The organism is Burkholderia sp. b14 (genome assembly GCF_900156195.1).
Lineage (GTDB): Bacteria > Pseudomonadota > Gammaproteobacteria > Burkholderiales > Burkholderiaceae > Mycetohabitans.
The window spans coordinates 61,529-85,792 of sequence record NZ_FTPJ01000002.1 but is presented as its reverse complement, the minus strand read 5'-3'; the positions used below and the strand labels follow the sequence as shown (position 1 = coordinate 85,792).

At 58.3% G+C, this 24,264-nt stretch carries 24 protein-coding genes; 10 read left to right on the top strand and 14 right to left on the bottom strand.

Annotated features, from left to right (window positions below; all coding sequences use genetic code 11):
- Window positions 1-282 precede the first annotated feature (282 nt).
- The 12 genes from B0B13_RS01535 to sctU form a co-directional block, all read right to left on the bottom strand.
- Window positions 283-1,938: a winged helix-turn-helix domain-containing protein gene (locus B0B13_RS01535; protein ID WP_083703571.1), complete on the bottom strand. Its 1,656-nt coding sequence runs from the start codon at window positions 1,936-1,938 to the stop codon at window positions 283-285.
- 172 nt (window positions 1,939-2,110) lie between these two features.
- Window positions 2,111-2,566 carry a CesT family type III secretion system chaperone gene (locus B0B13_RS01530; RefSeq protein WP_076794018.1) on the bottom strand — a complete coding sequence of 152 codons (456 nt, stop codon included), beginning with the start codon at window positions 2,564-2,566 and terminating at the stop codon, window positions 2,111-2,113.
- A gap of 73 nt (window positions 2,567-2,639) precedes the next feature.
- Window positions 2,640-2,870 (bottom strand): hypothetical protein, encoded by a 231-nt coding sequence (locus tag B0B13_RS01525; RefSeq protein WP_013428979.1) that lies wholly within the window; start codon window positions 2,868-2,870, stop codon window positions 2,640-2,642.
- Window positions 2,871-2,916: 46 nt separating this feature from the next.
- Window positions 2,917-3,150 (bottom strand): hypothetical protein, encoded by a 234-nt coding sequence (locus B0B13_RS01520; RefSeq protein WP_013428978.1) that lies wholly within the window; start codon window positions 3,148-3,150, stop codon window positions 2,917-2,919.
- Between the two features lie 15 nt (window positions 3,151-3,165).
- On the bottom strand, window positions 3,166-4,233 hold the full coding sequence (locus B0B13_RS01515) for a prominin family protein (protein ID WP_235090607.1): 1,068 nt from the start codon (window positions 4,231-4,233) through the stop codon (window positions 3,166-3,168).
- A gap of 285 nt (window positions 4,234-4,518) precedes the next feature.
- Entirely contained in the window at window positions 4,519-5,292 is a 774-nt protein-coding gene (locus B0B13_RS01510) for a hypothetical protein (RefSeq protein ID WP_235090608.1), read from the bottom strand.
- Between the two features lie 122 nt (window positions 5,293-5,414).
- Window positions 5,415-5,678 (bottom strand): type III secretion system export apparatus subunit SctS, encoded by a 264-nt coding sequence (gene sctS / locus B0B13_RS01505; RefSeq protein WP_076794015.1) that lies wholly within the window; start codon window positions 5,676-5,678, stop codon window positions 5,415-5,417.
- An 8-nt stretch (window positions 5,679-5,686) separates the two neighbouring features.
- Window positions 5,687-6,337: a type III secretion system export apparatus subunit SctR gene (gene sctR, locus B0B13_RS01500; RefSeq protein WP_076794013.1), complete on the bottom strand. Its 651-nt coding sequence runs from the start codon at window positions 6,335-6,337 to the stop codon at window positions 5,687-5,689.
- Window positions 6,321-7,520 (bottom strand): type III secretion system cytoplasmic ring protein SctQ, encoded by a 1,200-nt coding sequence (sctQ, locus tag B0B13_RS01495; protein ID WP_076794011.1) that lies wholly within the window; start codon window positions 7,518-7,520, stop codon window positions 6,321-6,323. Before sctQ ends, sctR begins: the two co-directional genes overlap by 17 nt.
- 61 nt (window positions 7,521-7,581) lie before the next feature.
- Window positions 7,582-8,208: a type III secretion system protein SctP gene (gene sctP, locus B0B13_RS01490; RefSeq protein ID WP_076788710.1), complete on the bottom strand. Its 627-nt coding sequence runs from the start codon at window positions 8,206-8,208 to the stop codon at window positions 7,582-7,584.
- An 11-nt stretch (window positions 8,209-8,219) separates the two neighbouring features.
- Complete coding sequence (gene sctV / locus B0B13_RS01485) at window positions 8,220-10,304, bottom strand: type III secretion system export apparatus subunit SctV (protein ID WP_076794009.1); 2,085 nt, start codon at window positions 10,302-10,304, stop codon at window positions 8,220-8,222.
- Window positions 10,305-10,323: 19 nt separating this feature from the next.
- Window positions 10,324-11,406, bottom strand: a complete 1,083-nt coding sequence (gene sctU / locus B0B13_RS01480) for a type III secretion system export apparatus subunit SctU (RefSeq protein WP_076788456.1) — start codon at window positions 11,404-11,406, stop codon at window positions 10,324-10,326.
- A gap of 308 nt (window positions 11,407-11,714) precedes the next feature.
- Here sctU and B0B13_RS01475 point away from each other — a divergent pair, with 308 nt between their 5' ends.
- The 8 genes from B0B13_RS01475 to sctT are packed head-to-tail and all read left to right on the top strand — an operon-like array spanning window position 11,715 to window position 17,968.
- Window positions 11,715-12,266 (top strand): HrpB1 family type III secretion system apparatus protein, encoded by a 552-nt coding sequence (locus B0B13_RS01475; protein ID WP_235090609.1) that lies wholly within the window; start codon window positions 11,715-11,717, stop codon window positions 12,264-12,266.
- A gap of 26 nt (window positions 12,267-12,292) precedes the next feature.
- Complete coding sequence (locus B0B13_RS01470) at window positions 12,293-12,679, top strand: type III secretion protein SctI (protein WP_235090610.1); 387 nt, start codon at window positions 12,293-12,295, stop codon at window positions 12,677-12,679.
- A 3-nt stretch (window positions 12,680-12,682) separates the two neighbouring features.
- Window positions 12,683-13,480 (top strand): type III secretion system inner membrane ring lipoprotein SctJ, encoded by a 798-nt coding sequence (gene sctJ, locus B0B13_RS01465; protein ID WP_076794006.1) that lies wholly within the window; start codon window positions 12,683-12,685, stop codon window positions 13,478-13,480.
- 5 nt (window positions 13,481-13,485) lie between these two features.
- A complete protein-coding gene (locus tag B0B13_RS01460; RefSeq protein WP_076788450.1) occupies window positions 13,486-14,193 on the top strand; it encodes a type III secretion protein HrpB4 in 708 nt (235 codons plus the stop codon).
- Window positions 14,178-15,251, top strand: coding sequence for a type III secretion system stator protein SctL (gene sctL, locus B0B13_RS01455; RefSeq protein WP_076788449.1), 1,074 nt, complete (start codon window positions 14,178-14,180; stop codon window positions 15,249-15,251). Before B0B13_RS01460 ends, sctL begins: the two co-directional genes overlap by 16 nt.
- Complete coding sequence (gene sctN, locus B0B13_RS01450) at window positions 15,248-16,627, top strand: type III secretion system ATPase SctN (protein ID WP_076794004.1); 1,380 nt, start codon at window positions 15,248-15,250, stop codon at window positions 16,625-16,627. Before sctL ends, sctN begins: the two co-directional genes overlap by 4 nt.
- A gap of 40 nt (window positions 16,628-16,667) precedes the next feature.
- Window positions 16,668-17,159, top strand: a complete 492-nt coding sequence (locus B0B13_RS01445) for a type III secretion protein SctO (protein ID WP_286137201.1) — start codon at window positions 16,668-16,670, stop codon at window positions 17,157-17,159.
- Window positions 17,156-17,968, top strand: coding sequence for a type III secretion system export apparatus subunit SctT (gene sctT, locus B0B13_RS01440; protein WP_076794001.1), 813 nt, complete (start codon window positions 17,156-17,158; stop codon window positions 17,966-17,968). Before B0B13_RS01445 ends, sctT begins: the two co-directional genes overlap by 4 nt.
- Before the next feature lie 200 nt (window positions 17,969-18,168).
- On the opposite strand, the gene B0B13_RS01435 is transcribed toward sctT, so the two are convergent.
- Window positions 18,169-18,891, bottom strand: a complete 723-nt coding sequence (locus tag B0B13_RS01435; RefSeq protein ID WP_076793999.1) for a DUF3455 domain-containing protein — start codon at window positions 18,889-18,891, stop codon at window positions 18,169-18,171.
- 334 nt (window positions 18,892-19,225) lie between these two features.
- On the opposite strand from B0B13_RS01435, the gene B0B13_RS01430 reads away from it, so the two are divergent.
- Both B0B13_RS01430 and sctC read left to right on the top strand, forming a co-directional pair.
- On the top strand, window positions 19,226-20,680 hold the full coding sequence (locus B0B13_RS01430) for a helix-turn-helix transcriptional regulator (protein WP_076793998.1): 1,455 nt from the start codon (window positions 19,226-19,228) through the stop codon (window positions 20,678-20,680).
- Window positions 20,681-20,764: 84 nt separating this feature from the next.
- Window positions 20,765-22,675, top strand: a complete 1,911-nt coding sequence (sctC, locus tag B0B13_RS01425) for a type III secretion system outer membrane ring subunit SctC (RefSeq protein WP_370643044.1) — start codon at window positions 20,765-20,767, stop codon at window positions 22,673-22,675.
- Here sctC and B0B13_RS01420 read toward each other — a convergent pair.
- Window positions 22,652-23,542, bottom strand: a complete 891-nt coding sequence (locus B0B13_RS01420; protein ID WP_076793996.1) for a response regulator transcription factor — start codon at window positions 23,540-23,542, stop codon at window positions 22,652-22,654. The genes sctC and B0B13_RS01420 overlap by 24 nt on opposite strands.
- Window positions 23,543-24,264 lie beyond the last annotated feature (722 nt).

Here is a 24,264-nt window from a genome sequence, read left to right as displayed (position 1 = left end):
CTCCCACCGACGAACGGGGCTGCTTTCCGCGAAGAGGAGCGCCGATTTTAGAACGCAGCTCGTGCAGGGCAGCCGTGCGTCGCGACGTGGCAGCAGGCTTGGGAGCGGTGGATCCGAGCGATTTTTTGCGATTGGATTTCGGGCCGGCGTGCTCAACCGCCGGGGACGCAGTGTACACGACGCCTGAGGAGGGCGAAACGATCACATTGGCGGGCATGGTCGGCGCTGGCTGAAAATGTCAACAGCTTCACTATTGCACTCCGGTGTGTCATATCGTCACGTTTAGCGCTCCGATGGCGCATCGAACGAAGTGTGCCACGGGTTTCCGGTGGTGTTTTCATCGATGCGCCAGAACGGCGCATCGGCGTTGGCGGCGAGCCACTCATTGACTTTCAGCATCGCTTGGCCGGCAATGCCGATGTCCCGTATCAAGCGTGAATCGATCAACCTCGACAGCGATGCATCGAGTACCGCGTTGTCCGGCATTGACGCCAGCTGTGGTATTCCTCTTAATCGATACAGCACTTCATCGTATGTCACGGCGTGCTCGAAAGTGGCTAGGCTGCGTAATATGACGTGCTCTAATGGGCCCAATTGGGCCATGCACTGCCGGATAAGCGGCAGGAACGCCGCCGCGCCGGGCGCCGCCATGCTTGCGTGGCCGGTATTGATGTTGCCGGCGGCCGGACGCATCGTGTCGGCCAGCGTCGCCAGCGCTGTCTCGAGCGGCTCCCCGACACGAATCCGCTGCGCGAGTACAAACGCGGCCAATTCCAATGCGAGCGGCATGCCTTCGGCCAGCGCCGCGACCCGCGCCGCCATCGCGATGGCCTCCGGGCTTGCGTCGGCGTACCACATCGAACCGGCAGCTGTCGGCGGGCGTCTTTGTTGCGTGGCGCCGCGCGGGCTCGTCAGGATGTGCAAACGGGCGAACAGTAATTGAAGCGCGTCGCATTGCGGGATCAACGATGAAGCGCCACAAGAAGGGGAGGGCGTCTGTAACGGCGATATGCGCACGACGTGTTCGGCGTGTATGCCCGGCGCATCCGTGGCTGTTACGATCACGCACGCTTCTGGCGCTTCGTCGATCAGTCTATTGACGTACCGAGTCGTTTCGACAGGTAGCCCGTCTACATCATGGATCAACAGCATCATACGGCGCGGCTTGAGCCATTCGCGCAAGTATGGGCCCGGCGCGTCGCCGCGGTACGCTTCGATGTGCGATGCTCGAATACATACTCGGGCAAATGCATCGACGTGCTGCTGCGGCGCGCAGTGCACAAGGGCGGTGCCGTGTGGATACAACGCGCCCAGACGGCGGACTAGCTCCAACGCGACGCGTGTCTTGCCTATGCCCGCTGGGCCGGTTAGTGCGACGACGCGGGCCGTTGGAACCACTGCCAACAACTCTGATATTTCGGCATGGCGCCCGACAAACGGTGTCGTACCGTGCGGCAGCATCAAGGTCGTCCGGGTTTGCGGCGCGCCGGCCGCCTCTTCGGAAAACGGCTCGGCCTGTGCCGATTCGACGCGAGGATGAGGCGGTGCCTGAGCGGTGCTTGCGCTTCCCATCGCCGTGACGGCGCCGTCGCCAGACGGTGCTTCGGGCGCAAGCGTTACGGAACGTTGCTCGCCGGTGAACCGGTATCCCTGGCCTCGGACCGTCGCAACCAAGTGCTCATCGCCGCCGAGCGCGCGCCGCAGTGCGGCAACCTTCGACTGGATCGAGTTGACGCTGATGTCCGCGTTGTGCCATACCTTCTCGCGCAATTCACCGGTGCTGACTGTGCGGCCGTTGGCCTCCAGTAGTATTCGAAGGATCGTGAGCGATCGGGAGCCGATCGTGACCGGTTTGCCGTCTACGTTCAGTTGTGCCGGATCGAGGATCAGTTGGTATCGCCCGAATGCGATAGCCACCATCGCGGGTTGAGTTGACATCGATGCAGGCTTTCCCTATAGGTGTGTCGACGGTCCACGCGAGCGCAGTGAAGTGAGCCTATGGACGGAAGTTGAACAGTGATAGTGACGAACTACGCGCAGGCAACAGTATGTTGTAATTGCGTGTCGTACTGCTATATCAAAATAGATGACATGCTCGGATAGGCGCAGCTTACGCACGCAGCCACGTGAAATCGCCCGCTACGATGCCTTCGAACATCTCGTCCGTCGATTCGATGATGTTACGCCGCCAGTAATGACCGTGCTCAGCGTAATGGGACAACAGGTCGGCTAGGGTCTCGCCGTCCAGGTCGGGATCCATCGGTATTCTAATGATGAGGATGATGCCGCCGGTATCGGTGTCCAGACCCATTTGAGCCTGATCTTGCGCGTAGATCAGCAAGTTGGCTTCGAGCATCAACCGGAATACGTTCAGCGTGCGGCCTGCGGTTACTGTGCCGAAATGGAAGTTTAGGTAGATTGCGTCTAGGTCATTTTCGAAGTATTCAAGACGAACATCGTAGCCCTGGACTTCTATGGTCCGCGTTTCCAGCACGTATTCCGGATCGGCGAGTCCGACGACATCGCACAGTTCGCGAACCAGTTCCCCGTACCGTTCGCCGTTCATTGGGGACTATTCATTTGAGGTGAATTGGAAGGCAATAGACCAGTGCGCATCAAATGCGCACTGGTCAGTCAGATTATATCTGTTTGCTGCCGACCTCTTTGCAGGCTTCCCCCAAATTTTCTATGAATTGACATTTCATCGCATGCAACTGAGTCTCAAGGATCATGTTGGAATACTGATCCATTTCAGCATTGGCAGCTGTTGAGGTTAACTTGCCCCCCGCGGCACTCGTGCCAAAATGACCCAGCGCGCTCGCTGTGTTTGCAGCGTCACTGCCGTGTTTGACTCCGTTAAGAACACTCATATATCACTCCATTTAAGCAATAGTCGGATAGAGAAGCGACAATGAGTCAGCCGGTGCTTCGCTTCTCATGCAACTGCGCGACGATCCGGCTCGCCGCGAGAAGACCGCGATAGAGTTTAGCCAAGCTGTCGCGATCCACTTCGGTTTCACCTGTATCCTCAGCGATCCGTCTCGCAGTGGCATCAAGTGCCGAGCGTATCGTTTTGACCTTGGACGCATCGGTGATGATCTTGGGCAGATCATTGAAATCTGCCGCGCATGCTTCCAGTGCTTCGTACATAGGTATTCTCCTGCTCTACTTACTGACTTGAGATGACTGCGACGTAGTGGCTGGAATCGCCGTGCCGGTTGCATCCTGACCTGACGGAACAGGAGCGTTGTCTGGAGGAATGCTGCCACTTTCCGGTGATTCGGCCTGGTCATTCGGCTGCTGCGCGACGTATATGTGTTTCGTGCCGTCGGGAGCCTGGGCATACTGGATCGCGTCGGAGGCGATCATTTCCGAGTACGTTGAAGGCAACAGATTTTTGTCGATGGTCGTGATATGAGTGCGTAGCGTTCTAACATTCCCGTTCAAATCGTGTCTTACCCGTTCGAGTGACTCCCGGAATTGTTGGGGGTCAGCGACTTTCGCTGTCACGTCAAATACACCATTTCCTGCGTAGGTGATTTGGACGCCCGGTATACCGAGCGATTCGGCAATGCTGCGTGCATCGACCTCGGCCACATCATACTGCCGTAGGGCGAGACCGGCTGCGGCACGTTGCAGAAGTTCGCGTGTATTGACATCTTCCGCGGGTGTCTGAACCATTCCCGTGACCCGAATGACAGATCCGGATACCTGTGCACGTAACTCCGTCAACTTCTGCTCCGCGAGCAAATGATTGATGTGCTGCGCAAGATCGTTGATGTCACGCCTGCGGGCAGCTCGGCTGTCCTGCGCCGACATTAACAGCGCACTGAGCCCAATGACCATGCCGACCGCCGTACAGGCAAGCGTGATGCCCGCGATTTTGCGATGGCGAGCACGCTTCGCTTCGCGCCTGTCTTGGTCCGGCTTAACTAGCAACGTCGAAAGTAGTTCGACGTCAGACGGCCATGAGGAATCTGCCGGGCCAACGCAGATGACGGTATCGTCGAATTGCATCGGCACGAAGTCCAGCAGCAGAATCGGTTCCTCGCCCTGTTGGGTGACTTCTGACGAGGGTGTGATCGTGCGTTGGTCCAGCATCTGTGCCGGGCTTTTCGCATGTTGCTCAATAGGCTCGTCGTGGGTTACGGCGTGATGCGCGTTGACATTATCACCGTTTGCCGGTGCTGCGCCGCGTCGTGCATGTACAGTGTCCTGCGGGTCGATCGTCAAGACAAGCTCCGCGCCAGTCCAATCGGACAGTCGGATGTCGGCGTCATCGTCTGCTGCCAGCCGATATGCGCCGGGCACCAGCTTCAGCTGAGCTCCTGCGTGCATACCGGTGAGAATGCGTAACAGCTTCATGATCGTCAAGTTCCGATGGGTCGGCGTACATTCGCCCTTGGGCGCGATGTTGGCTTGCAACTACTCTAACGTGGCGGATCAGAAAAGCAATGCGCAACACGAACCGGATGTGGATTACGCGAAGCCCACCTCGGCTATCGGTAAGAGCCGGCGCTATGCCAAGGTGTCGCCGTGCCGAGTGGTCGTTGAAGCAATTCGCAGTGCTTGGTAACACTTCGCACGTTTAAGTTGGCTCGGTGTTCTCGGCCGCAGGGCGTTGAATGCGATCAGCGGCATCATGGGATTGAGCCGCTGTCCGCGGTTCAACTCACCGGCGTGGCTCTGTGGGCTAGCTAAAGCGGGTTTCTGTCGGATACTAACCAACATTTCTATCACATGCTGTAGTGACAGCGGTTCCGGTGCCAGACGGGCTTGCAGGTCCAGACACTCGCTCATCAAATGATGAATATTGGCATCGATGCTTGCGTGTGGGTTTCGCTGCGCCTGGTCAACCAGATCCCGTAGTTTCGCGATTAATACGTGCATTACATCATTGCTGGCGATTGTCTTACCCGATCGGGCCAACTCGTGCAGTGGGCCCGCGTCGAGCCTCGATATGCCGGCACGTCGCGTAGTCCTGCTTTGCCGAAAGCAGGGAACTTCGCTTTGGGCGTCGACGTCTTCCTCTTTTTGGTCACGCTGTCCACGCCCTTGGCCACCGCCACCGCCTGATCCGTCACGCTGTCCAATACCCGTGATGTGTGCCGGCGTATCCGCTGCGCGATCGTCCGACTCATCCGCCTCGTTTTCCAGCAGGCTCGTCCTGCTACGCAACCGGCGGCGAGTCAGACGCGCCGACGCACGTATCGATGCCAGCAAGCGTGCTCGGGCGGCCGCCTTTCTCACTTGCTGCACATTGGCCTGCGCGGTCGCGGAATGGGCGAACACAATAGATCCGCGATGCAGGACCGCCTTGCGGGGCCGGCGAACAGGTGTGCGGACATGCTGGCGGGCGGGGGATCCAGTCGGACCGCCCGCATGATCGGTGGGAGCCAACTTGCGGATGCTTATCATTGTGGTATGGCGGCCTGGAACACTTCGTTGGCGAATCTGAGTACCGCGGCGGCGGACATGGGCGCTCCGACAACGATCGCGATCGTCACAGCAATGAGCTTCACTCCGTGAGACAACGCCTGGTCCTGCATGGACGTGATCGCTTGCAGGAAAGACACAGCCAACCCCACCGCCGCGGCGACGCTGACGATTGGTAGGGACACGTACATGCATAACAGCATGCCGTGCATCGTTAGCCGGATCAGTGTATTGATGTCCATGGTGGCGCTTAGCGATATGTCAGAATCAATCCGTGGATCAGCGTTGACCAGCCATCCATCACGACGAACAGCAGTAGCTTGAAGGGTATTGCGACGTTGGTTGGCATGACCTGGTTGAGACCCATCGCGAGCAGCACATTGGCGATGATCAGGTCGATGACCACAAAGGTGATGTAGAGAAGAAATCCGATCTTGAAGGCGTCGGTGAGCTCGGTTAAGGTGAATGCCGGCGCCAGTATGATGAAATCATCCTCACGGAGGCCGTCGGCCACCTCCTTGGGCCAGATGACAGTCGCCGTACGCATGAAAAAGCGCTTTTCTCTTTCGTTGGCATGTTGTTTTAGGAATGCACGGAATGGCTCCTGCGCCGCACTGAATGCTTGCACGACCGACTGGGAGGGGGTGCCGGCATTCGGCTGGTTCTCCAGTTGTTTTGCTGCCGCCATGCCGATGGGTGCCATGATGTAGAGCGAAACGAGGATGGCGATACCGTTTAGCACCATGTTCGGTGGAACTTGCTGTGCGCCGAGTGCGTTGCGCAGCAGGCTGAGTACCACGACAATCTTTGTATATGACGTGATGACGACGGCGACGAGGGGGACGACGCTGATTGCAAGAACAATCAGCATCAAGCTCGTCAGTTCACTGGGCTGGAGCATTGCCTTGCACCATTCGGAGGATTCGGATGCCGAGATGATCACCGACGCTGACGAGTTCCGCGTAGCCTATCGTACGCCCATGGGTGACAAGTTTGATCTGGACAGCGTCCACCGGATTGGGCAACTCAAGGACGTAACCGGCGCGCAACGCACAGATTTCGTGCAACGGCAGTGCGATGGTGTCGATCTCCAATTGAATCGGCAGCTCGAGTTGATCGACGCAGGCAGCCTCGTCGCGCGCTTCGGCGGTAAGTGTGTCGTTGGCGAGCGACTTATCGACATGTTCGGTCATGTACGGGTCCTTCAAAATAGAAAGCGTCTGGCCGCCTATTTCGGCTTGTGCGTGGAGGCGGACGAGCCCGGGCGTACCCCACGCGACGGTCGTATGGACTGGAGCGTGGTGGCCGGCTATCAGCGGCTCGACATCTGCTGATACCGCGCGCAGGATGACGTCGCCAGGAGCAAGTCTGTCCAGCGTGGACACTGTCAAGGTCTTGTATCCGATGATCAGTCTGCCTGGCACGCGGACTTCGGCGAGCGGGTGACCGCTGTGCGACGGGCGCTGAGCGGCGGTCGTAGCGTGCTGGTCCAAGCAGTGCTGCATCAATTGCAAGAGCGGAGCATCCGGTACGACGATTACCGCGTGGGTGCGGCCGTGATGGACAAACGTCATCCGCATAATCGGTATGTCGACAGACGGTCGAATCGGCAAGCCACCGCGTTGGGGAACCCGGTATAGGCCAGCCAGGCGAAGCTCCTTGAGGCCGACGGCTGCCAGCGCAGCTAGTACCGGTTGGGCCAGTATATGGGCGATTGCCAACTGCAAAGCCGGATCGCCATGCGACCGGTCCGAGTCCGACACATCGTCCGCGCCGGTAACAGGCCCCAGGGCCGGGTATTGTGCCAGGTCGAAGCTGATTCCCAGCCGTCCGGACGGATGCGCAAATTCCAACCATGCCGGTTCGATCCACCGGGCTGCGCCGACGAGGTCCATCGCCGGTGCGGATGAAGGTTCCAGCGTCGCGGTCCATTGCTCGATGCCGCACAGCCTCTCGAGCGTGTCGGGTAGGCGATTGTCGCAAAACAAGCGCGCAGCGCGAGCGATGGCGGGCTGTAGTGGCCGGGGGAGCCAGCGCGTGTCGCCAACGTCACTGGTCAGCAAGTCGACGGTCGGATCAATCATCCACTATGGCGGTCATATTATGTGAAGGTCCGGCGGTGACGGCCCCGGTGACCAAAGTCGGTCACCAGACCGTGAGCTGGATCTGGCGCGGCACGTCCCATGCTCGCATCAATGCGTCGAGTTCGCGTTCGAGCATTGGTGTATGAGTCAAGAGTAGTTGCTTGATATCGTCGTCGTCTGTGTCGAAGCGAAGTGATAGTGTCGAATACGAAAGCGTCAAATTGAGTGTCGTGTTCCGCAGCAGGCTGGCATCGAGCGGCAACTGCGCGTCCCAGGTCCCGGTCTCGTTAATCGAGCGGTCACCGCAGAAAGCAGCGATTTCCTGCGTGAGTTTGCAAACCAGGTCCATCACCTTATCTTGGGTTCGAAGGATTTTCGCTACGACAGGCTGTAGCGCTTTGCGTAGCCGTTTGTCCACCATGGACGATGCGTCTGCTGTGCCGTCTTCCGAGGATTGCGAATCATCGTCGCTCGTGTCGGCGTCTTGACCGGATGGATAGGTCAGCGCGAGTTTTGTACTGGCTATGCCATGATGTAAAACCGGCAAGGTGTCTTCATGCGTGTCGGCCGACCTGCCGCGGCGCGCGAGCGACGCATAGTCGGGCCGCGCACGGCGACCGTACACGGGAGCGGCGTGTTCACTGTCGCGAGCGATGATTCGTACCGGCCGGTGTCGAATGGATGTCATGGCGCGCAACCCTATGCCGTTACCCGCCCGAGCGGTTTCAGCTCGACGTGCTCGCCAAGTTCCTGATAGGAATAGACTGGTAGCCAGCTGATGCGATTCTCTACCATGCGCCGAACATAGCGTCGGATGTCCATCGACGTGACCAGCGCTACGCCGTCACGCTCGTCAGTACCCGCCAACGATTGGATCTTGTCTACCAGAAAGGTCACCTCGTCGGGGGCTAGCGCCAGATAGTTACCGGTGGGTGTCTGCTTGATCGCTTGACGAATGTGTTGCTCAACGGGCAGGTCGAGCAACACCGCCTGGAGCACGCCCGCACCTGCGGCAGCACGATGGGCGAGGAACCGCGCAAGGTCTCCCCGCACATACTCGGTGAGCATCAGCATGTCCTTTTCTTTCGTTCCCCATGCAAGCATGCTTTCTAGGATCGTCCTCATGTTGCGGATAGGTACTTGCTCTTCCAGCAGGCGCCGCAATACCTCGGCGATACGCTGAGGCGGTACAGCTTTCTGCACTTCAGCAACCAGCCCGGGATATTCGTTACCCTGCTGCTCGAGAATCCATTGAACTTCCTGGATGCCCAGGAACAGTGATGCGTGACGTCGCAGCAACGCAATCGCACCGTGAGCAATGACGTGCTCGGCGCGCCATACCTGGACCTTTGGAGGAACCGCTTTATCATCCACCCACCAAGTGGGGCCTGCGCCACCGTCTAGCCCGGCCCTAGGTTCGGCACGGGCGCGCAATGCAGCCAGCACTGCATCGGCCTGATTGGCGTCGAGATCGTCATTGCCTGGTGGTAACATGAACTTGCCGGGCGGTAGTTCGATTGTCACGTATGGCACGTCGTGTATCAGGATCTCAAAGTGTGACGCACGGATATTCTCGCCTACCCACATCGTGATACCCGGAAAAGGCAGGCCCAACTCCTCCTGGAGTTGGTTGCGCTCTGACGCAAATGACTGGTCCAGCGCGGCAGCGGACAGGCGTGGCATCAAATCGGGTGCGATTCTGACGCCCACTGCAGGCGTGAACTGTGGCGCACGTGGCAGGATGCCGCTTGCTTCCCCCTTGCTACCTGCGCGCTGCATCGAAGTGACCGGCTCGCTATGATGTTCGCCCGAAAGGGGGCGCTTATGGTTCAGCTTGTAACCGCAAAATGCCAGCATGGCGGAGAGCAGTAGGAACAGCGGGGCGGGAAAGCCCGGGACGGCGGCGAAGCCGAGCAACAAAATCGCTGCAAAAAAAAGCGCTCGCGTGCTTGAACTGAGTTGCCGACCCATCTCGCTGCCAAGCGACTGAGGATGCGCGTCGCGTTCGTCGGCTACCCGGGTGATCATGACGCCGGCAGCGACTGATAGAAGCAACGACGGAATCTGCGAGACCATCGCGTCGCCAACCGACAAGACCGAAAACCGATTGGCTGCTTCCCCGGCACTCATGCCATGGTATGCGACGCCCACGGCGATGCCGGCGATGATGTTGATTCCGGTGATGATCAACCCCGCTATCGCGTCGCCCTTGACGAACTTCATGGCGCCATCCATGCCACCATGAAGCTGGCTTTCGATGGCCAGCGTTGCACGTTTGCGGCGTGCTTCGTCAGCGGTGAGCAGATTGGCTCGAAGATCGGCATCGATGCTCATCTGCTTTCCGGGCAGCGCGTCCAGCGTGAACCGGGCGCCGACCTCCGCTACCCGCTCCGACCCCTTGGCGATGACGATGAATTGAACCGTGGTGATGATGACAAAGACAACCAGGCCGACCACCAAGTTGCCTCCGACGACCAATTGCCCGAAAGCCTCGATAATATGTCCCGCGTCGGCATGCAACAGTATGGATTTTGTCGATGCGATATTCAACGACAAGCGATATAGTGTCGTGAACAACAGCAATGACGGGAACACCGATAGCGCTACGATGTCTGGTACGTACATGGTGATCATCAACAATGTGACGCTGATCGCGATGTTGCATGCCAGCAGTACATCGATCAAAAGAGTCGGAAGCGGCAGGATCATCAGCGAGATGATTGCCACCACGACGAGGGCGACGCCGATTTCGCCGGCGGCAGGCAGCTTCAGTGCTTTCGACATGACAGTATGGGGCTGGAACTCAGTGGGTCGAAGTGGCAGCGCCGCCAGAGTCCGTTTGCCTTGGGCCAAGGGAGTCGACCCAACGCAGAATGGCTGCAACTGCTTCGAACAGTGCTTCTGGAATAGGCTCGTCAATCTTCACGCGGTGCAGCGCGCGGGCGACTGGCGGATTGCCGATGATCGGCACGCGCGCCTGCGCGGCGTACCGTCTTAACTCGGCCGCGCTCTCATCGTGACCCTTTGCGATTACGACGGGCAGTGGACACTCTTCGGGTGCATAGCGAATTGCTACAGCATAATGAGTTGGATTGACGATGAGTGCGTTTGCAAGGCCGACGCGCAGCCTCGGTGGTGCTTCCTGTGCCCACTCCCGCGCGATGCGCTTGCGTTCGCCTTTGAGTTGGGGATCGCCTTCCTGCTGCTTGTACTCCCGCTTGATTTCATCCTTGCTCATGCGCATTTGCCGCGTGAAAAGAAATTTTTGCAGCTTGAAGTCGAGCGCCGCAATCACAATGAAGACCAGCGCGGCGGCGGAGAATAGCTTGAGCAGAACCGTCCAGAACAGTCTCGATAGTTCGGGAAGTGGCTGGTACAGCGAGGTGGCGATGAGCGGTATCAGCCCGCGAATCGTGTACCACATGACGCAGGCGACCAGCGCCGCCTTGAGCAGTGACTTGGCCATATCGACCACAGTACGAAGCGAGAAGATCCGTTTAATTCCGCTTGCAGGGTTGACCGCCGTGGGATTCGGAGTTACGGGTTTCGTGCTGATTTGGAAGCCCACTTGTGCGAACAGTGCTGCGAACGCGCAGAGCGCCGCCGCGGCCACGCATGGCACGATGATGGTCAACGATTGGCGACCGAGCTTGAATGCTGATGCGACCAGCATCGTATTGCTGCGGTCCGTTGTAACGAAGTCCAACGTCGTATGGATCAGCGCACGAAAGGCGTCGGTGAACATGCTGGCGGCAGCCACTAATACGGCGATGGATGCGCACATAACCGCAGCGTCGGCCAAGTCAGTGCTTTTTGCTACTTGACCGTCGCGTCGAGCGTCACGTAGTCGCTTTTCGGTCGGTTCTTCGGTTTTCTCGTCGCTCATGATGCACTCTCCGTCGATCCGGTCCCGGACCGGGGGCAGGCCGTTGGGCGAGGGCCCACACTAACAACATCTCGCTGAACCTGGTGTAAGAAGGCGAAGCGGGAACTTGACTATGCGAAGCAGCCGGCATGCTTCGCATGGACGACGTGTGCTTCGCGGCCGCTAATTGATTGTGGCGGCCGTTACGCTAATGTTGTCGCATCGGCATCGCGTATGAGGCGAGTTGGCGTCGTCGTACAAAAATCGAAGGAGCCTGCGATGGGATTTGTCTGGAGCCTTACACCATGAGCATTTCGTCACAGCAGTACATGAAGGCCGACAAGCTTATCGTCGGCGGACTGATCGAGGTCGTGTCGCTTTTTCTGCAGGTAAATTTTCAGGCTGCATCTGGCGATACTGAGGATGCGGAAATGGTTATTGACGCGTTGCGGGTCGTGCGCCCTAACGCTCCGGAGTTCGAAACGCTGGAAGGCATGTTATGGCTCTCTCGGGGACGATGGGATGACGCAGTACAGGCGCTGGAAGCGGTACTGCACGAGCGCCCTGGCTTCTTGTATGCAAAGGCATTACTTGCACTCGCGTTGTTTTATAGAGGCGATTCCGCATGGCAGGTGCTTGCCGACGAAATTGATGAATCGGACGCGGGCGAAGACAGCCGCAAGCTTGTGCGCGCCATGCGCGCCCGTGCTGATTTGCGTATGGCCATGGATGCGTATCGCAGGACAGGTAACTTTGTGCTACCCGAGTCTTGCGCAGAACAAATGCGGGAGATTGAGCAGCAAGGGACGGCGCCGGACAAAAGCGAACTGACCGATGCCGGTACTGCGTTTACCCCGCAGGCCAACTTTCTTCGACTGTAGTGTTTGATCCGATATGGAGCAGTGACATGACTCAGCCGCTTCAAATGGCAGGTATGGAGACCATTCTGGGCCGGGCTCAGGACGCTGACAAGGCGATGCCTTCACCGGAGGCGGTCAGTCGATTTCAGGCGTTGATGCAGCAAGCCGACGTCGCAGCACCTACCACCGAGCCGAGTGGTGATATGTCGGCGCTAAGCAAGATCGTCGGCACACACGATGTACAGATGGAGCAGGTGCTAAATGACGTCGATGCATTACAGCATAATATGGGAAGCTTATCTCCTGGTGAGACGGCAGCGGCATCAAACTTGGTGATGACCAGGATGGCGAGTCTTAATGTAGAGACCACCGTTGCGATGTCGTTCGCAACTTCGACAAAAGGTTCTATCGAAACATTGCTGAAGAATCAATAGCACATGTCGACGGGACAACAAACTATTATCATCCGAATCAGCCGGATGGTGCTGGCTCTGCTGGTGTGTGTCTCGTTATGGGGTTGCCATAAGGAGCTGTATAATAACCTGTCCGAACAGGACGTCAACGAAATGATGGTCGCTCTGCTGGAGCGCGGCGTAGACGCATCCAAGAGCACGCCAGATAACGGAAAAACGTGGTCGTTGAGCGTAGAAGAAGCAGAGATTGTGCGTGCGATGGAGGTGTTGCGTGCACGTGGATTGCCGCATGCCAAGTATGACGACCTCGGAAGCCTGTTTAAACGAGATGGGTTAGTTTCCACGCCGACTGAGGAGCGCGTGCGGTTCATATACGGACTGTCGCAGGAATTATCCAACACGTTGTCCAAAATCGATGGTGTTGTAGTCGCGCGGGTGCAAATCGTATTACCCAATAACGATCCACTTGCCTCGCAGACCAAGCCCTCGTCTGCATCGGTATTCATCAAGTACCGGCCGGATTCCGATGTGGCGGCATTGGTGCCACAGATTAAGACGCTGGTGGTACACAGTGTCGAGGGTCTGACCTATGAGGCGGTCAGCGTTACCGCGGTTCCGGCGGATCCACTGGATCTATCGCGTATGCCAAAGAAGCAGTCCTATATATTGCCCGTCGTGGTGGCGATACTGCTTTTGATACTGCTGCCGACAGCTTGGTGGCTGTTTCGCAATGACGCGAGCGATGGCCGTAAGCTGTTTGACCGCATAGCCGGGCTATTGCGCGGGCGAACGAAGCAGGATGGTGCGGCGTCGGCTCCGTAAGCGGGATGGTCGCGATGTCGCCTTTCGACCGTGCCGCTGCAGCGCTTCAAGCATACGACCGTAACGTACGCGACGCGATTTGCTGGGCGCACCCATCGTGGCTCGCCGGGGCACTGAGCATCGATGTCCGCGCAGCCGAAACGTTACGAGCCGCGTTGTCTAGCGGGCCGCGTACGCAGCTGGACAAAGCTTCCTTCATTCTATGTCGTGCCAGCGGCGTGCCGATGCCTAGCATGACCTCATTCCTTGCGCCAGGCGCGGCGATGTTGGATGCGCTTCCGCCCGAGCAGGGCTTGCGCATGCTCAGAGTGCGCGCGCTGTTGTTCCGTAGTGCGCAGATCCGTCACCTGATTGATAAGGGAAGCCGCATGCGCTTGGTTGACTGGACGGGTGTTCCTCTCGACTCGATTGTACAGGCATCTTCTGGCGCGCCCGACATTTCGACGTTTGAATTGGGTGGAACAATGCTGCCATTGGATGAAATAGACGCGCAGACATTGGCGCAGGAAGGCTACTTCCTGGTTATCCGGGATGAAGAGGGTGCTGCGGCCATGACCACACGCCGTACGCTTTTGCGGCTTGCGTTGCCACGTGATGCTGGTCCGTCGCGATGGTTCAATGGGCGCGTGGGCGGACTGGACAAGCAAGGAACGCGCAATATGATAACTCATTTGAGCGCGTGGCTACCGGAGTGGAAATGGCTATTTGGCTGAGGTCGCCGTATTGCTTGCCTGAGACACTCGTTGCTCGCGTTGGCGCCGGCAGCGACATCATTCCGGCGCAAGAGTTTGGCGCACTGATGACTATTGAGCAGGCCTATGCTCAGCTGGAAGCGGACCGGCGCGCGGCAATCGAGCGTGCAGAGAAAGAGGCTGCTTCATTGATCGACGCAGCGCACGAGGCTGCCCAACAGATACTCGATGATGCCAAGCGGGAGTATGAGACAGCGGCAAAGCGCGGATATCAGGAAGGGGAGCAGCGCGCGCTGTCCGAGTGGATGGAGCGGCTGGCGGAACTGGCCGACGGCGAGCGTCGAATGCAGGTCCGCATGCGTGAACGATTGGCGCAGATAGTGACTGTCGGTGTCGAACAGATCGTACAGGTTCAGCATAGCGACGCACTGTTCGAGCGTGCATTGGAGGTTGTCGACCGAATCGTCGAAGGCGCAGCATATGTGCGGGTGGTTGTCAGCGAGGTGGATCACGACAAGGCTTGTGTTGCGTTTGAGCGCTTGGCAGCGCGGTGGCGGGAAATGGGGCGCCCGTTTCCACTCACTGTCGTTGCGGACCGGCAATTGCCCGCCGGAAGCTGCATTTGCGAATCAGACTTTGGTTCGATAGATGCGAGCCTTGCTACTCAATTGCGGGCCATGCGTACCGCAATCACAAAAACCCTGAAACGTTCGTTGGTCGAGATGGAAGAAACCGGAAAGGGGACGGACCGTGTCGCGCAACCAGACGTCCGCCTGTCCGCCGACGGCGATGAAGATCAACTGGGCGACGATGTGTATGATGAAGGGGCAGGTGACGAAGAGATTTTGGATGGCTATCTTGTTGATGATACGGATGACGAAGAGGATGCCATGAATGTCGGCGAGGACGCCGCGGATGCAGAGGAGGAAGACACCGCGGATATCGGCGAGGATGCTACGGATGTTGAGGAATACGTCGCGGATGTCGATGAGGACGAAGGCGAGTTGGACGACGATGCGGACGTCGTGTCGGACGAATGGGGCCGATTTACTCGTGGGGAGTCGGAGCGCGCGCCATGAACCGTGCACACAACGTCGGCCGTACCGGTGACGCCGAATATGAGAAAGCGCTTGAGCTTGATGCGCATCGCCTGACCGATGCAATCGAGAAGGCCATTCTGTCGACCCAGGCGATCGCGCGCAACGGTAAGGTGCTGGAGGTCATCGGCACGCTTGTGAAGGTCGGCGGCTTAGATGTGACACTGGGCGAGCTATGCGAGTTGCGCGCGGCGGACGGCAGCTTGCTGCAGCATGCCGAGGTAATTGGTTTTACGCGCGACGTAGCATTATTGTCGCCGTTTTCGCGGTTGGAGAACATATCACGCTCGACCCGGGTGATCGGGCTTGGACGTCCGCTGTCGGTTCCCGTCGGCGATGTGTTGCTTGGCCGTGTGATTGACAGCCTGGGCCAGCCGATCGACGGGTTGGGCTCCATCGACGCAGACGAGGAGCGCCCGATCTTTGCGGATCCTCCCGATCCGATGAGTCGTCGTATGATCGAGTACCCGATGGCCACGGGCGTGCGTGTCGTGGATAGCATGATGACGCTCGCGGAGGGCCAACGCATGGGCATTTTCGCACCCGCTGGCGTCGGCAAGAGCACGCTGCTCGGTATGTTCGCGCGCGGTGCGCAATGCGACGTTACAGTCATTGCGCTGATCGGCGAACGGGGCCGCGAGGTGCGGGAATTCGTCGAGTTGATTCTCGGCAAGGAGGGCATGGCACGATCGGTGGTCGTCTGTGCAACATCGGATCGGTCCTCGATCGAGCGCGCGAAGGCGGCATATGTCGCCACTGCAATTGCCGAATATTTTCGCGATCGCGGTCAACGCGTGTTGTTGATGATGGATTCGCTGACGCGGTTTGCCCGTGCGCAACGCGAGATTGGACTGGCAGCGGGCGAGCCACCGGCGCGACGCGGTTTTCCGCCCTCTATTTTTGCTGAGCTGCCGCGGCTGCTGGAGCGTGCCGGCATGGGCGCGACCGGCTCGATTACGGCGCTATATACGGTATTGGCCGAGGACGAGAGCGGTAGTGACCCGATAGCGGAAGAAGTCCGGGGCATCCTGGATGGCCATATGATCCTGTCGCGCGAGATTGCAGCGAGGAACCAGTATCCGGCGATCGACGTGCTCGGAAGCTTGTCTCGCGTGATGTCGCAGGTGATGCCCCGAGAGTATGTGGACGCCGCCGCGCGCGTGCGCGAACTGCTCGCAAAGCACCGAGAAGTTGAGATGCTGCTGCAGATCGGTGAATACCAGCCCGGGGGGAATCCGCTTGCCGACGAGGCGATCGCCAAGATTGACGCAATCCGCGATTTCCTGAGCCAGCGCACCGACGAGCGGGCGGACCCCGACGATACACAGTCCCGCTTGTTTGATCTGGTAAGCAACTAGCGAGAGCGTCATGCGAGGCTCAGATCGCCGAATCACTGCATTGCGCCGGGCGGTGGCTCGCCGAAAGCGCATAGAAGACGAATTGTGCGAAATGCTCGCTCGGCAGCGCGACGAACAAGCGACGTTGCTCCATAGCTGTGAAGACAAAGGCACCCAGATCGAGCGGGAGCGGGACGTAGTGCGCGCCCATGAAGAGCGCATTGCCCAAATGATGACCGGCAGCAGTTGCTTTTCAATCGCTGAAATGCAGGCTTCGATGCGATATATGGATCTTGTGACGGATCGTATCCGAGTGCTGCAACGTGAGTTGGCTGCGCTCGAACAGCAATATCGGGAAAAGACCGATGAAATCTCCCGTACTGCACAGGCCATCGCGAGCAACCGTGGTCGGATCGATGTATGCGAGCGTCGCATTGGCGTGTTGCGCCGCAAACTTGATGAACTTGCGAGCGACATCGATGACGAGGAAACTGAGGAAGCGGCGTTGGCACGAGCCAGAAACCATATACGATTAGGAACGGGGCGGAGATGAACAAACTATTGGAGATCTATGGCGAGTATCACGACGCGATACACGGCTATTTGGCAATGCTGACATTATGCTCAGAACGCGCCTTTATTTTATTCTTTATGTTTCCACCGACCGCCGACGGCGTTCTGCAAGGCGTTGCGCGCAATGGCGTTGTGCTATTGTTCAGTTCATTCATCGCTTACGGCCAGCCCGTGGCTTTCTTTGAATCAATGTCGAGCCTAAGATTTGTTGAAATCTTCGCACGTGAGGCCGTCATCGGACTTGCACTCGGCTTTTCGGCGTCGATCGTATTCTGGGTTGCGGAAAGTGCCGGGACGTACATTGACGATTTGACCGGCTACAACAATATCCAGATTACTAATCCGGCCCGCTCCGAACAGAATACACCTACTGGTACATTGCTGACACAGATCGCCACCGTGGCATTCTGGACCCTTGGCGGCATGCCTATCCTGCTCGGCGTGCTATACGACTCATACAACTGGTGGCCGATCACGTCTCGTACACCGATTGCCGAGAATATCCTCGAGAGCTTCGTATTGCATCAAACGGATACGTTGATGCAAATGACGGCAAAACTGGCTGCTCCGATCATGTTCATTCTTCTGCTGGTCGATTTGGCTTTTGGTTTCGTCGCCAAATCGGCGCAGAAGCTAGAAGTCATGCAACTGAGCCAACCCGTCAAAGGCGCATTGACCGCCCTGATCCTCGCGCTATTCGTCGGCATCTTTGTCGAGCAAGTCCGCGGTCAACTCGTGCTGGCAGGGCTGTCAGACTATATGCGGGAGTTGGTGCACGGACCGCGGTGAAAAAAGAGCCGGCCAGCGACAAATCCACAGTCGGCATTGATTCTGCCGCTGGTGTGCGGCGATCAGCACCGCCATTACATCGCCATCACGCACAGCGCGACAGTGACATGAATATGCATACGTACTATGCATCCGAACGGCAAAGCCAACCGGCCGTTCGTCATGGTCGAGACAAACGCAAGCGCTGCCTCAGCGGCAAACTATTTCACCCCACACGCAGGCATCTCAGACTTGCAATTCGCCTCCACTGCCTGCTGGGAGACATCGGTCGTGCCATCACCCGGCGTGACGGGCTGCCCGCGCCGATAAAACAGATAAGTAGCCGAGTACGGTACATAAAGCGCCGTGCGTTCAACCGAGCAGGCGGGATCGGGAGGCAGTCCTCCAGACGTTTGCACGCGCTGTATCGACGTGATGTTGGCGAACCTGCCGGCTTCTCCGGGTTCCGCGGAGGAATGGACGGCGGTCAGCCGTTGCCACGGCAGCGTCGACGCACTGATTATTTCCTGCGCAAGCAACCTTGTCACGACGTAGCTGCCGTCGGTTGCTATGAAATATCCGCCTGGTGATATAACTCCAGCGCTGTGGCGCGACGCATCAACCAGTGTCGCCAGCGTTCCGGTGGCATGCCAACTCAGTTGGTTGCCGTTGCGTTGGCACACATACGTTTCATTCCCGTGTACGCGGAATACTTCCTGCAGTACTTCGACTGGCTTGGCTTGGAGCGAAGCGGGCAGTGTGCTGTTCGACGGCGGCACATCGGGCGCCGCACAAGCCGCCAGCCCTAACGCGCAAGCGCCCGACACCAGTATGGCGGCGCGTTGGCCATGCGCGGGCGGCCGGCGTGCCGGCCCGCCGTCGTTGCCGCTTGACGGGACTCGATGTGCCCGCGCCCAGTTTAGAAGATAGGTAAGAGGATTCACCGTGCGGCATCCGTCAAGATCGGCTGGAAAGAACCGAAGTACAACGCTATCGGGCCGCGGCCGATGGACGGCATGCGAAACGATGAATGACCAGGCGTAGTAATGGGCTGCTGTCTACATCCCACCAGCGGCGGTTCCGATATGCTCTGTGCCGGTGTCGCGTTCCTAATTGCGCGAAAGAATTTCAACAGTCCTCAAAATATCGCAGTTTGGTCAGATTTGTTGAAAATGTTGCAGGATGGTTCGACTAGATTCCGATATGTCAGACCCGCAAGGGCGCTTGTAATGACGTTGTGCGTCAGGCCATGAGGCGCGCGCATATTGGAGTCTCACGATGCTCATAACACCGTATTTCCCATTGGCTGCAGCCCTGTCGTCGAAAGACGTGCCAGCCGAATTCATGAACAAGTTGGTCGAAGCGAATCTCACCGCCGCAGGTGGCCAGGCAAGCCGGTGGGGCGAGGATGAGCGCGAGGACCAACAGGTCGCCGGGCTGCTGCAACTGCACGCCGATATGCAAATGACGCTGGGTATCGATGACGAGGCAGAAACGTCGTATCGGCGCGCGCAGCGCGCGGTGCGAGAGTGTGCTCATGCAGTTCGGGCCGCCTCTTGTCGCAATGCCGGTTGGCAGGCGCTGTTCCGCTGCAGGCTGGCGACGGCGCTGTCTTGCTTTGTCCGCCTGGTCGACGACGCGGAGCTGAGTCCGTTGCAGCGCTTGGAGGCTCAGTTCGGTCTGGTGTGCACATTGCACGAACTCGGGCAGGGCCGCTTCCTGCGCGATGCGATCAAGCAGCTGATCGAGCTTACCGAGGAGGCGCCGCCCGAGGTGGCGGAACGCTGGCAGGAGGTTGTGCTGACGCTGCGTCTGGATATCGCGGTGCAGCGCGAGTTGAGATTATCGTCCCAGCTTGGTGACCACGCCTACTGGCTGTCTGGTGCTGGTGATGAACGATCGCTTGGCAGCCGTGATTCCGGTGCGTTGATCGAAGCGCTGGAGACCGATGCGCAGCGTGTCCAGATGCCGTTGCTTAAGCAAAGAATCATGTACTTGCGTCATTTGCGGCTGTTGTCGCACGGCGTGCGCGACGCAATGATGAACATCCAGCAACACTTGGACTGGGCGTCGCGTAACGGATTGTCCGAGTATGGGCGATCAACTCGGATCGAGATCGGATTGGCGGCGTTGCACGCAGGCGCGCCCCAGCTGGCCGAGTCGGTGGTGGAGTCGCTGAACCGCGTCGATTACGTTTCCAGTACCGGACGCCGGCAAATCGACTATCTCTATTGCCTTGCCAAGATCAGGCAAAGCCAGGGTAAGGTCAACGAGTCGATGCAGTACTACACGCGCTATGCGGTTGTCTCAACGCAATGCCTGCGGGATGACTCCCAGGCGTTGGTGTCGTTCTCCAGCCGTGCGACGCCCCAGACGGGCCAGCTGGACGACATCAGCGCGCGGCTGCCGGCCAAGTACCGGCGAGCGTACCGATACATGCAGGAGAACCTGAATCGGCATGACCTATCGGTGCGCGAGATCGCCGCGGAGGTTGGCGTGACCGAACGGGCCTTGCAAAGTGCTTTCAAGAACTTCCTCGGATTGTCTCCAACCGAATTGATTCGACGCCAGCGCATGGAGCGCATCCGGGCGGAGCTGTTGAGTGACTCGCTGGAGAGTGAACGCAGCGTGCTGCGCATCGCGAACAAGTGGGGCGTGCAGAACCGGTCGACGTTGGTGAGCGGGTATCGGAAAGAATTTCAGGAAGCGCCGTCGGAGACGCTCGACCGGTAGACGAATACCCGTTAATCGTCTTGCGTGTCCGACCGTGGGTGAAGGATCCATGCAACCTTGACAACGCGTAAATCGATGACAACAATGAACTGGATGCAGTCAACTCGGGGTGTGGTTTCAGCAGGCGCGGGCACGATGCGCAAGAAGCTGGTCTGTGCGGCATGCATTGCATCGCTTGCTTTGGCCGCCACGCCGGTCTTCGCCGATGACATACCGATACGCTGGCATAGCCGAATGGTCCATGTGTCCGTAGAGGGCAAGGATATCAAGGATGTCCTGCGAGACTTGGCGTCCAGCCAGGGCGTGCCCGCGACGATATCCGGCGATGTTCACGGTAAGGTCACGGGCCGTTTCGACATGCCACCGCAACGATTCCTCGAGACCTTGGCATCGACCTTTGGCTTCGTCTGGTTCTACGACGGAACGGTGTTGTCGATCAGCGATTCGAGCGGCGTGACACGGCAGGTCGTCCAGTTGCAGCACGCAACCATCGACGACTTGAAGGCAGCACTCGACAGACTGCGGATCACCAATCCGGCCTTTCCGTTGTCCTACGACGATACCCGCAATACGGTACTCGTTAACGGGCCGCCGCAGTACGTCCAGCTGATCGCCGAGGTTGCGCGGCGAGTCGACGCGGCCGTGGCCCGGCAAGCCGGTTCGCAGGTACGCGTTTTTTCACTCAAGCACGCCTGGGCCGCTGACCATAATGTGGACGTCGACGGACAGCGCTATGTTGTTGCTGGTGTGGCCAGTGTGTTGTCAGCGCTATACCACCCTGAGAGCAAGGCGGCGCTGGGTGGATCGGAAAACGGCTCGCAGAGCGGCTTCGCGAAGGCTTACATGCGGCGCGTCGATCCAATGGCCGACGCTGGCGGCAATCTCGGCGGTACGGCAGCCGGCGGCGGACCGAACGGTTCCACGGTGTTGATGCCGCCCTTGCCGGATAACATGCCCGCGGGTACTGTGTCGCCAGGACTGGCTGGGCTGCTGGGCGGGATCGGCTCAGGTGGCCGTACCATGGGCGGGAGCATGGCCGGGCTGCCGGGGCAAGGCGCAGGCGATTATGGCGGCGGCGCCGCACGCTACACGGCTGGCTTCTCCGGTGATTTGGGGCCGGCCGCCGATACCGCGTCACTGCCCGTCATCCAGGCGGACGAACGCACCAATTCGGTGCTGATCCGCGATTTACCGGAGCGCCTGGCACAATACCAGTCGCTGATTGACGCGCTTGATGTCAAACCACGGCTGGTGGAAATCGAGGCTCACATCATCGAAGTCGACGATGACGCGCTCAAGCAGATTGGGGTGGACTGGCGGGCACACAACAGTCATATCGATTTGCAGACCGGCAATGGTTTGCACAGTCCCTCGTCATACGACGGCACCCTCAATCCTACATTTACGTCCAAAAGCAGCGACGGCACGACCGTTATTAGTACCGCGCCTCTTGGCGCGTCTCTGACGGCTGTGCTAGGTAATGCCGGACGCTACCTGCTGGCGCGGGTGGACGCGCTGCAGAGTGCCAATCTCGCGCGTATCGACGCAAGCCCGAAGGTCGCGACATTGAGCAACGCGGAAGCCGTCATGGATCACAAGACACGCTTCTTCGTGCGCGTGGCCGGCTACACGTCGGCAGACTTGTACAGTGTGTCAACGGGCGTGTCATTGCGTGTTCGGCCCCTGGTCGTGGAAGAGGATGGGCGCACGCAGATCAAGCTGGAAGTTCACATCGAGGACGGGCAAGTGACTAATCAGTTGGTAGATAATATCCCTGTTGTCACGACTAGTACGATCAATACCGAAGCGTTTGTAGGGCAGAACGAAAGCTTGCTGATAGCGGGATACCGAACAGACTCCTCGTCCAATCTCGAAACGGGGATACCGCTGTTGTCCAAGATTCCGCTGATCGGCGGCTTGTTTAGATATCGTAGTGACCAACGCAGTCATATGGAAAGAATCTTCCTGTTGTCACCGCGCATCATTGAGTTCTAGGATCGGTGCCACGGACGCCGGGCACTGCCATTCGTGCCTGGCGTCGAGCACGCATTCCACCGTCGGATTGACGTCGTCGTGGCGACGTAAAACCTTTTCGTCGCCGAGCGACCTGTGGGCCGTGGCAAGCGGAGTCTCGAGGGGGCTGTCCATCATCGCCGACGTCGCGGTATCGGCCTCAGTGGCTTCGACCCGATAGCCATGTGCATACATGGTGCGCAGACGCAGGCCATGCGTGCCATGTAGTTCCAGCTTTTTGCGCAGCTTGTAAATATGCTGCTCCAATGTTCGGCCTACGATGTCCTCGGAACTGCTCCACACCGCACCAGCGATTTGCCGACGGCTGACATATTCCCCGTAGTGTGAAAATAGCAGCCACGCAATCGCGAACTCTCGCGGTGTCAGCCGCACCGCATCGCCGTTGACGCGGACAATGCACGTATTCGGATCGAGACGATAAGGGCCGCACTCGATCACGCTGGCATGGTCTGTACGACGGGTGACATTGAAGCGTCGGATCGCCAGATGCACCCGCAGCAACAATTCTCGTGGATCGATGGGTGTGAGCACAACATCATCCGCGCCGGCATCCAGCACGTGCACGATACTCGCCCGGTCCTCGAGCGCCCCGATGACGATCAAGGGCGCGCGACGGTCCGCATAGCAGGCCCGGCGCGCGAGGAATGGTCGCAAAGGGTGAATTCCAATGGCTGAATCGACCAGGATGGCTTGAAATTCCTCACGATAGACTGCACGGGCGAGCGCCACATCGTCGACGAACTGCTGGCATGGCTCGTCGTCGGCCTTGAAGCACGCTTCGATAAACTGAAATAAAACTCTATTTCCGGTAAGAATGGCAATTCCCATTTCTTCTCCAGTAGATTCTTAATTGAACCGCTTTTCGCGACTGGCGCTATGTCAGGGAGCGGACAGGGATGCGACATTCCAACTGTACGGCAATACGAGTGCCAACTATGTAACGCGTTGTTTCAAACAAGCGAACGCGCATTGCTTTATCCGCAGCGTAGGTGAGTTGTCGATAGCACTGTCCAATATTTGTCTTGTGAGCCAGGATCAGATTTTTGAGATTTGTAGACTCGGCGCGACTGTTTGTATTATCGGATACCGCTGTGCAGAGCGTCTCCGAGTCCATGCAGCCGGTAAGCCCAGCGTAGCGGTAGTGTGGTGGCTGCTACAGCGGATGGCTGTTTTACGGGTAGCCTGCGCTAAATTGATGTGTATGGATTTTGAAAGGGAATTGTGATATTTCAGTAAGCGATATATTGCTGGTACCTCAAATCTGCCACTTACCGCAGGTACGCGTCGGCATAGGTATTGCACCATTGGAACCATTATTCTTTATTGCGACACCTGGAAAGCTGATATTCTGATATTGAAATAGTACAAGCTAATTTGCTTTGTGCTCATGCTGCGTAAAGCGACGTCATATTGACGTGCCCTGTCGTCGACAAAAATGGATTGCTTGCGAGGCACGGCCGCGGACCCAGGGTGCTGGGTTTGCGTCATCGTGCCAGCAAGAATAGATTAAGCCGACTGGCGTAACGGGTAGATTGGCCGAAGGATGATAA